This window comes from Mycobacterium simiae, from assembly GCF_008370645.1.
In the GTDB taxonomy this organism is placed as follows: Bacteria; Actinomycetota; Actinomycetes; order Mycobacteriales; family Mycobacteriaceae; genus Mycobacterium; species Mycobacterium simiae_A.
The window spans coordinates 1-8,207 of sequence record NZ_VTZN01000201.1; the positions used below are offsets into that span (position 1 = coordinate 1).

Here is an 8,207-nt window from a genome sequence, read left to right on the forward strand (position 1 = left end):
CCGCCGCGGCGGCAGCGTGATCGAGGTCGGTCTGGCCTGACTTACGCGTCCAGGACCAGCCGGCACCCATCTTGTGCCATTCGACGGCGCCGCCAATTTTGTGCTCGTCATGCAACCGCCCGAATTGATGAAATGCTGCCTCTTCGCCTACTTTCCACTTGGCACTCTTGACGAACTGGAACACGGCGACGTTGAGCCCGGCATTCCAGGCCCGCAACGCCATTCCGAAAGCTGCTGTCGACTTCCCCTTGCCGTCACCGGTGTGTACAGCCAGCACCGGCGTCTTGCGCCGGGCTCGGGTGGTGAGACCGTCATCGGGGACGCGAACCGGATTTCCCTGGGGCATAGACGGTTGCCTTTCAACGGCTCAGGCCACGATACGGACGGCTTGAGTCAAATTGTCGGCATGCAGCTGTTCGAGCCGCAGCGCCGGCGCTCCAAGCTGGCGGGCCAACTGCCCGGCCAATCCAAGCCGCACATACGATGTCTCGCAATCAACCACGACGGCGGCCGCACCCTCGGCGACCAGCCGGGCCGCGGCGATCCGGCTGCGACCTAATGGATCAGGCCCGGCGGTGGCTCGGCCGTCGGTGAGCACCACCACCAGCGGGCGCCGTGCGCGGTCGCGCACCTGCTCCCGGATGATCAACTCACGCGCGGCCAGCAGTCCTTCGGCGAGCGGAGTCTTGCCGCCGGTGTCGAACCGGGCCAGTCGCCGGCCGGCGATGTGCGCAGATGACGTGGGCGGGAGCACGACCCGGGCGCCGTCCGCGCGGAACGTGATCACCGCGACCTTGTCCCGGCGCTGGTAGGCGTCGCGCAGCAGCGACATGGCGGCGCCGCTGACCGCGGCCATACGGTCGCGGGCGGCCATCGATCCCGAGGCGTCGACGACGAAGATCACCAGGTTGCCCTCACGCCCCTCGCGCACGGCGCGGCGAACGTCGGCCGGCTGAACGTGCAGCGGCCCGGCCCCGCACGCATGCTCGGCCGCATTCAACACGGTCGCGAACAGGTGCAATCCGTGGGCGCCGGCGTCGCTGGTCTCAGCGGCCGCCACCACCCGGCCAGAAGCATTGCGGGCCCGTGACCGGCGTCCGGGCGCTCCCGCGCCGATCCCGGGAACCGTCAGCGCGCGGGTACGGAATAGCTGCGACGGTGGCGCGCTGGGCTTTGGAGACGGTCCCGGCTTGGACACTGACTTTTCTTGCTGGCCAGCCGAATCCGCATTAGCGGACGGTCCGCCTCCTGGCGGGTCGGGCTCGGGCTCAGGCACCGAACCGGCCCGCGCCAACGCCTCGTCGAGCTGTTCGCGGTCGATGCCGTGATCGTCGAACGGGTCCCGACGGCGGCGATGCGGCAACGCCAGCTCGGCGGCCACCCGGATGTCCTGCTCCGCAACCGCGCGCGCGCCGCGCCAGGCCGCGTGGGCCGCTGCGGTGCGGGCCACCACCAGATCGGCTCGCATGCCGTCGACATCGAACGCCGCACACAGCGCCGCTATACGTCGTAACTCGTTGTCTGGCAACAAGACGTCATCGAGGAGCGCCCGCGCCGCCGCGATCCGGCGGGCCAGCTCGGCGTCGGCGTCGGCGTAGCGTTGGGCGAAGGCGTCTGGGTCGGCCTCGTAGGCCATCCGCTGCCGGATCACCTCCACCCGCACGTCGACGTCCCGCGATGCCTGCACGTCGACAGTCAGACCGAACCGGTCCAACAGCTGCGGACGCAGTTCGCCCTCCTCCGGGTTCATAGTGCCGATCAGGACAAAACGGGCCTCATGGGAATGGGAGATGCCGTCGCGTTCGACGTGCACCCGTCCCATGGCGGCTGCGTCGAGCAGGATGTCGACGAGATGGTCATGCAGCAAGTTGACTTCGTCGACGTAGAGCACTCCGCCGTGGGCGCGGGCTAACAGGCCCGGCGCGAAGGCGTGCTCGCCGTCGCGCAACACCCGCTGGAGGTCGAGGGATCCGACTACCCGGTCCTCGGTGGCACCCAGCGGCATCTCGACCAAGCTGGCGCCGGCACCGCCGGTTGCTGCTCCGAGCAGTGCGGCAAGTCCGCGCACGGCTGTCGACTTTGCGGTGCCCTTCTCGCCGCGGACCAGCACCCCACCGATCTCCGGGCGAACGGCGCACAACAGTAAGGCAAGCCGCATCTGGTCGTGTCCAACGATGGCGCTGAAGGGATACTGTTTCACGAGTGCCCCGCCGGACCGGATGCGGGCCGCAACATCGGCACGTGCGGAATGCCGTCGTCGATGAAGTCGTCACCGTCGCGCACAAATCCATGCTGGGCATACATGTCGGCCAAGTAGACCTGCGCGTCGATCCGGCACGGGTGGTCGCCCACTTCGGCCAGCGCTGCGCGCAGCAGCCGGGTGGTATGCCCCTGTCCGCGCACATCACGTCTGGTGCACAGCCGGCCGAGGCGAAACGTCTTCTCACCGCCCGCGTGCTCCTCCATCAGCCGCAGCGTACAGATCACCTCACCGCCGGGCGTTTCCAGCCAGAAGTGTCGGGTCTCGGTCAGCAGATCCCGGCCGTCCAGTTCGGGATAGGGGCAAGCTTGTTCGACTACGAAGACCTCAACCCGGAGTTTAAGCAGCTCGTAAAGGGTCGGCGCGTCAAGGTCTTTGGCCCAGGCGCGGCGCAGCGCTTCGCTCATGAGGCGGCCAGCAGCAGTGCTTTGGTGGTCCAGGACCGCACCTCGTCATATAGCGCCGGCTCTTGTGAAAGCTTGGCCCCCAGCGACGGCACCATCTCTTTGAGCCTGGGCAGCCACGCCCGATACCGGTGGCCGAAGCAGCGCTCTAAGACGTCCAACATGATCGGCACCGCCGTCGACGCGCCAGGTGAGCCGCCCAGTAATCCGATGATGGTGCCGTCAGCGTCGCCGATGAGCGTGGTGCTGAAATCGAGCGCCCCACCTTTGCGCCGATCACGCCGGACCACCTGCACCCGCTGACCGGCTAGCGTCAGTTTCCAGTCGGAATCGACTGCAGTGGGGGCGAATTCGCGCAGCGCGTCGACGCGGTCGGGTGTGGTAAGCCGCAGCTGGCCGATCAAGTATTTCAGCAGTGTCAGCTGGGTGACGCCAACCCCGAGCAGGGACACCAGGTTGTTGGGCCGGATCGACCGGGGCAGGTCGCTGACGTGCCCGTGTTTCGAGAATTTTGGCGACCAGCCGGCGTACGGGCCGAAGACCAGCCAGGGTCTGCCGTTGACGTACCGCAGATCCAGGTGCAGCGCGCCCAATGGTGGGGCACCCGGCGACGGAGCTCCGTAGACCTTGGCCCGGTGCGCGGCGGTGAGCGCCGGGTCATCGGCGCGCAGGAACTGGCCGCCGATCGGGAAGCCGGCGACGCCTTTGATCTCCTTGATGCCGGACTTCTGCAGCAACCGCAGCGCGTTGCCGCCCGCTCCTACGAAGACGAATGCGGCTTGCAGCGTGTGCTTTTGGCCGGTGCGGCGGTTATCCACCGTCAACATCCAGCCGCCGTCGGACCGCCGGGACAGGTTGCGAACCTCGTGACCTAACAGGGCAGTGGCGCCGTTGCGCACGCAATAGCCGAGGAGCTGACGAGATAGCGCGCCGAAATCGACGTCGGTGCCATCGGGCGCCCAGCTGATCGCGACCGGTCGGGTGAAATCTCGTTGGGCGGCCATGAGCGGCAGCCTGCGGGCGATCTCGGTGGGGTCATCGATCAACTCGGTGCGGGCGAACAACGGGTTCCTGGCCAGGGCCTGCTGTCGCCGCCGCAGGTAATCGACGCGGTCGGCACCGTGGACGAAGCTGACATGCGGGACCGGATTGAGGAAGCTGCGGACGTCGGTGAGGATGCCGGTTTCTACGGCATATGCCCAGAACTGTCGGGTGACTTGGAATTGCTCGTTGATCAGGACTGCTTTGGTGGTGTCGATCGAGCCGTCGGCTCTGGCTGGGGTGTAGTTCATTTCGCACAGCCCGGCGTGGCCGGTGCCGGCGTTGTTCCACGGGCTGCTGCTCTCCGCCCCGACCGCCTCGAGCCGTTCGATCACGGTAATGGACCAGTCCGGTTCCAACCGCCTCAGCAATGTGCCCAAGGTGGCGCTCATGATGCCCGCCCCGACCAGCACGACATCAGCGGTCCTGGCTAGCTGTGGCACCGGATTGTTGTCCTTCCTTGACGAGGCCCGGTCCCAAGGTTATCCCGACGGCCTAAGCGCGAGTGGTCTCGCTGCCGCCGGCAGCAAGGGTCGGTGGCCCCAAGATTGATCGCAGCCGCAGGGCCCACCGACGAGGCCGCGGTGAGCGACCCGTGGACATCGTCGTTCACTCTCGTGGCGTCACCGTCTGGGCGGGCATACATAAGGCGCGGCCATTCAGATTTCGGCACGCCCGCTGACCGGTAATGGGGCCAACGGGTCGGCGCTGGGCCAAGCCGGCGGGGCCGGCGGGTTGCTCTACGGGAACGGAGGCAATGGGGACCCGGTGGGCACAGCCAGGCCGGCGGCGCGGGGTGTAGCGCGAGTTTGATCGGTAACGGTGGGGATTACGTGTTCTGGCCGCTGCGGCCAGGCGGTGCAGCTACCTGCGACCTAGCGGCGCGCCGGGTACGGCCACAACCTGCCGTGGTCGTTGGCGCCCCAGAACCATCTGGCCGTCCGATGCCTGCGGCTACGGCACGTTGCGTGCGTGCACCGCGGGGGACTCGCCGTCCAGGCCCCAAACCAGAACCCGCCGAGGATGGATCCGCACCATCGCGCCGCCGTCGATCGACAATGCCTCGGCCTGTCCCCGAATCTCGATTCCTCGTGGGCGCCATGGGTCGATCGAAGCGAGGTCATCGACGACGAACGCCACTCGGGAATCGTTCTCGACGTTGCGAAGCTTACGGCTGCCGGCCATCGCCTTTCCGCCGATGTCGATGGTGTCCAGCTCGGCGTTGTAGCTGAACCGGACCGGCCGGACCTGCGGGGAGCCCTTGGGAGCAAGAGTCACCAGCCTGCCGAGCCGCTGGCTGGCTAGATACGCGGTCTCGACATCAGTGAACACAGGCACTTGGAGTGATCCTTACTTCGGGAGGTTGTTGGTGATCCCACATCACAGATCGAAGCGGACGGGACGAAGTGTAGAAGAGGACGGCTTGGGGTCCATCACGGCGAGCGCCGGCATGGTTCGAAGACCTCATGGAGACGGTGCACTGGATGCTTTGTCGACGGCGATCAACCCAGGTATTGCTCATCGCTCACCTTTTCCATGCAGTTGATGAAGCTCCCGTCGACCGCTTCTTGGATGGCGATGTGGGTCATCTCGCCGCTGGTGGTGGCGCCGTGCCAGTGTTTGATTCCCGGCGGAGTCCAGATAACATCTCCAGGATTAACCTCCTGCTTGGCGGCACCCCATTCCTGCACCCAGCCGCTGCCGGAAATGACAATCAGGGTCTGTCCGGCCGGATGACTGTGCCACAAGGTACGGGCACAGGCGGTGAAGGTCATCTGCCCGCCAAACATGTTCGATGAGCCCGCCGGTCCGAATAATGGCTTCATCACGACTTCGCCGGTGAAATACTTCTCGGGACCAGCACCGCCCGGGCGATCAGCATTGCGCGAGATTCGCATGTCGCCCGCGGCTGCGGTGGGTCTGGCCTTCAAGATGCCAAGCCGGGCATATGCGCCGAGAAACGCCACAAGTGGCAAGATGCCTCGCACGTCACGCCCCTTCACCCGTAGGTATACGGAGCTTAACTACGCCAAGCGCGAATGATCAATGCCACGACAAGCATCACGAAAAGTGCCCGCGAGACGCCCTTGGTGCATCACGTAAGAATGCCCGCGAAACGATGGATGCTCGGCAGGCATGGGAAGTGGGCTGTCGATGTCGTCTCGGGCCGAGATCACCGCGAAGTTCGCCAAGGCGTATGTGAAGGCGCCGAAGGCGGACAAGGGCCAGATTTTGGATCAGGTGATGTCGGTGACGGGCTGGTGCCGGGATAATGCTCGACGCAAGCTTGCAGGGGCGGCGAAACGGCCGCTGGGGACGGGCCGCAGTGTCGCTGCACGGCCCGGTGAGCCGCGGGCGCTGAAGTACTCCAATGACGCTTTGAAGGTGCTGCAGAGGGTATGGGCAGCCTCGGGTGGGCAGCGCGGGAAATATTTATGCGCCTCGCATGGCACCGCAGCTCGACGGGTTGGCGCGTCACGACGAGTTGGAGTTCGGGCGTGACCGCTACAGCCCCAAGGTACGGCAGGAACTGCTGACGATAAGCGCGGTCAGCACCGATCGTTATTTGAAGACCGCGAAGGCCAAAGACCAGATATCGGATGTGTGTCGATGACGAAACCCTCACCCCTGCTACGCAATTCGATCAAGGTCCGCCGAGCTGGGGATGAGGTCGCCGCGCCCACCCGCACAGAGGAGTCCAAGACAACGGCCGCAACGGCAGTCGTCCGCGCGACGCCCTCGGCCATCCGAGGTAACAACACCCTAGAACCCCGACCGAACCACCCGCAATCCGGTTACGTTGACATGTAGGTTATTTCGCACAGCTCAAGCGCAACATCTAACGTTCTGGCCGGCTCTGCCATGGGTTGCGCATCTTCTCCTCGGGTGCGCCGGCCCCAAAGGATCCCGACGGTCTGGTCATAGATACCGGCGCGATCAGGGAAAATCATCTGCAGCGTAGACGATTTCGTCCGCTCAAGCGGAACATGAGCTCCACTTAAAACCACCCGCGATAGGCCTGCCTGCGTGATATCTATGTCCTACCAATCAGGCGAGATTGCAAATCGTGCTCTGACAAAGCGCCAGATCGCAGGTCTATTCAGCGGAGGGTAGCCATCATGTCGTTCTTGATCTACACACCAGAGATGCTGGCCGCGGCTGCTTCAGATCTCGCGACCCTCGGCTCGGCACTCGTTGCGGCCAACAAGGCCGCGGCGGTTCCAACCACACGCTTGTTGGCCGCGGCCCAGGATGAGGTGTCAGCGGCTATCGCGGCGCTGTTCAACACACACGCCGAGGAATACCAAGCTATTAGCGCGCACGCGGCAGCGTTCCATGACCGGTTCGTAAAGGCTTTGACCGCGTCGGGGGCGTTATATGCCAGCGCCGAGGCGGCCAATACGCCGCCGCTTCAGGCTGTAGTGGAGGTCGTCAACGCGCCAACTCAGATGCTGCTCGGACGTCCACTGATCGGTCACGGCGCCGACGGATCGGCACCGGGGCAGGCTGGCGGGGCTGGCGGGTTGCTGTACGGCAACGGCGGCAACGGCGCCCCCGGTGGCCCCAACCAGTCGGGCGGCGCTGGCGGCAACGCCGGACTGATCGGCAATGGCGGCACCGGGGGTGCCGGAGGTAGCAGTGCCATTGGCGGCAACGGCGGCAGCGGGGGGCTGCTATTCGGGAATGGCGGGGCCGGCGGCCACGGCGGGATCGGCGTACTGGACGTCAACGGCGGCAGAGCCGGGCACGGGGGTCACGGCGGCAGTGCCATGTTGTTCGGCGGCGGCGGTGCTGGTGGACAAGGTGGCACCGGCGCAACGGGCATCATCGCCACCAATCCCACTCCTATCGGCACCGCCGAACCCGGCAAGCCTGGCGAAGGCGTGCAGCTGATTAGTGGGACTGCCAATGCCGCCGGCGGCAACGGGGAGTCCGGCAGTCCTGGCGGCGTCACCGTGGACGGCGGCAAGGGCGGCGATGGCGGCTACGCGTCGATCATATTTGGCACCGGTGACGCCACTGGAGGCGCAGGCGGTGACGGGGCGAACGGCGCTAGCGGCGGCAACGGTGGTTCCGGGGGTTCAGGCTCGACCATCGGCGGCGCTACCGCGGTCGGTGGCGATGGCGGTAACGGAGGCGACGCTGAGGCTCTCGGAGGCGCGGGCGGCAACGGTGGCAAGGGCGGGTTTGCTCAGGCCAATGCCAGCGCCACCGGCGGTGAAGGCGGTCACGGCGGCAGCGGCCAAAGCACTGATGTGTCGGGCGGCGCTGGCAGCATGGGCGGCAGCGGCGGTGATGGCGGCCGTGGCGGTCTGCTGGTCGGCAATGGCGGCAAGGGCGGCAGCGGCGGTGCCGGCGGTGCCGGCGGAGCCGGCGCCCCCGGTGGCTCCGGTGGCGCCGGCGGCTCCGGCGGTGAAGTTAACCCCTTGGGTGAAAACGGCGGCAGCGGCACCGGAGGCGATGGTGGAGAAGGGGGAAGCGGCGGCAGCGCCCTAGGAACT

General features: G+C 66.4%; 8 protein-coding genes. 2 read left to right on the top strand and 6 right to left on the bottom strand.

Annotated features, from left to right (window positions below; all coding sequences use genetic code 11):
- From F0Q45_RS22520 to F0Q45_RS22550, 6 genes are all read right to left on the bottom strand, one after another.
- Positions 1-346: cob(I)yrinic acid a,c-diamide adenosyltransferase (locus F0Q45_RS22520; protein WP_188113105.1), on the bottom strand; the 346-nt coding region annotated here is incomplete at its 3' end.
- A 21-nt stretch (positions 347-367) separates the two neighbouring features.
- Complete coding sequence (locus tag F0Q45_RS22525) at positions 368-2,200, bottom strand: VWA domain-containing protein (RefSeq protein ID WP_149656029.1); 1,833 nt, start codon at positions 2,198-2,200, stop codon at positions 368-370.
- Positions 2,197-2,667: a GNAT family N-acetyltransferase gene (locus tag F0Q45_RS22530; protein ID WP_149656030.1), complete on the bottom strand. Its 471-nt coding sequence runs from the start codon at positions 2,665-2,667 to the stop codon at positions 2,197-2,199. The genes F0Q45_RS22525 and F0Q45_RS22530 overlap by 4 nt, the downstream gene beginning before the upstream one ends.
- Positions 2,664-4,148 (bottom strand): malate dehydrogenase (quinone), encoded by a 1,485-nt coding sequence (mqo, locus tag F0Q45_RS22535; protein WP_149656031.1) that lies wholly within the window; start codon positions 4,146-4,148, stop codon positions 2,664-2,666. Before mqo ends, F0Q45_RS22530 begins: the two co-directional genes overlap by 4 nt.
- Positions 4,149-4,659: 511 nt before the next feature.
- Entirely contained in the window at positions 4,660-5,043 is a 384-nt protein-coding gene (locus F0Q45_RS22545) for a PPOX class F420-dependent oxidoreductase (RefSeq protein ID WP_149656032.1), read from the bottom strand.
- A 164-nt stretch (positions 5,044-5,207) separates the two neighbouring features.
- Positions 5,208-5,672 carry a (R)-mandelonitrile lyase gene (locus F0Q45_RS22550; RefSeq protein ID WP_223163935.1) on the bottom strand — a complete coding sequence of 155 codons (465 nt, stop codon included), beginning with the start codon at positions 5,670-5,672 and terminating at the stop codon, positions 5,208-5,210.
- A gap of 479 nt (positions 5,673-6,151) precedes the next feature.
- Between F0Q45_RS22550 and F0Q45_RS22555 the strand changes: the two genes are divergently transcribed.
- Together F0Q45_RS22555 and F0Q45_RS22560 are read left to right on the top strand one after the other, a co-directional pair.
- A complete protein-coding gene (locus F0Q45_RS22555) occupies positions 6,152-6,319 on the top strand; it encodes a hypothetical protein (RefSeq protein ID WP_188113106.1) in 168 nt (55 codons plus the stop codon).
- A gap of 505 nt (positions 6,320-6,824) precedes the next feature.
- A partial coding sequence (locus tag F0Q45_RS22560) for a PE family protein (RefSeq protein ID WP_149656033.1) occupies positions 6,825-8,207 on the top strand: 1,383 nt, incomplete at its 3' end.

What these genes read in the sequence shown, in the direction of transcription:
- F0Q45_RS22530 (WP_149656030.1), bottom strand. Translation starts at nt 2,667, where the DNA reads ATGAGCGAAGCGCTGCGCCGCGCCTGGGCCAAAGACCTTGACGCGCCG.
- F0Q45_RS22555 (WP_188113106.1), top strand. Translation starts at nt 6,152, where the DNA reads ATGGCACCGCAGCTCGACGGGTTGGCGCGTCACGACGAGTTGGAGTTC.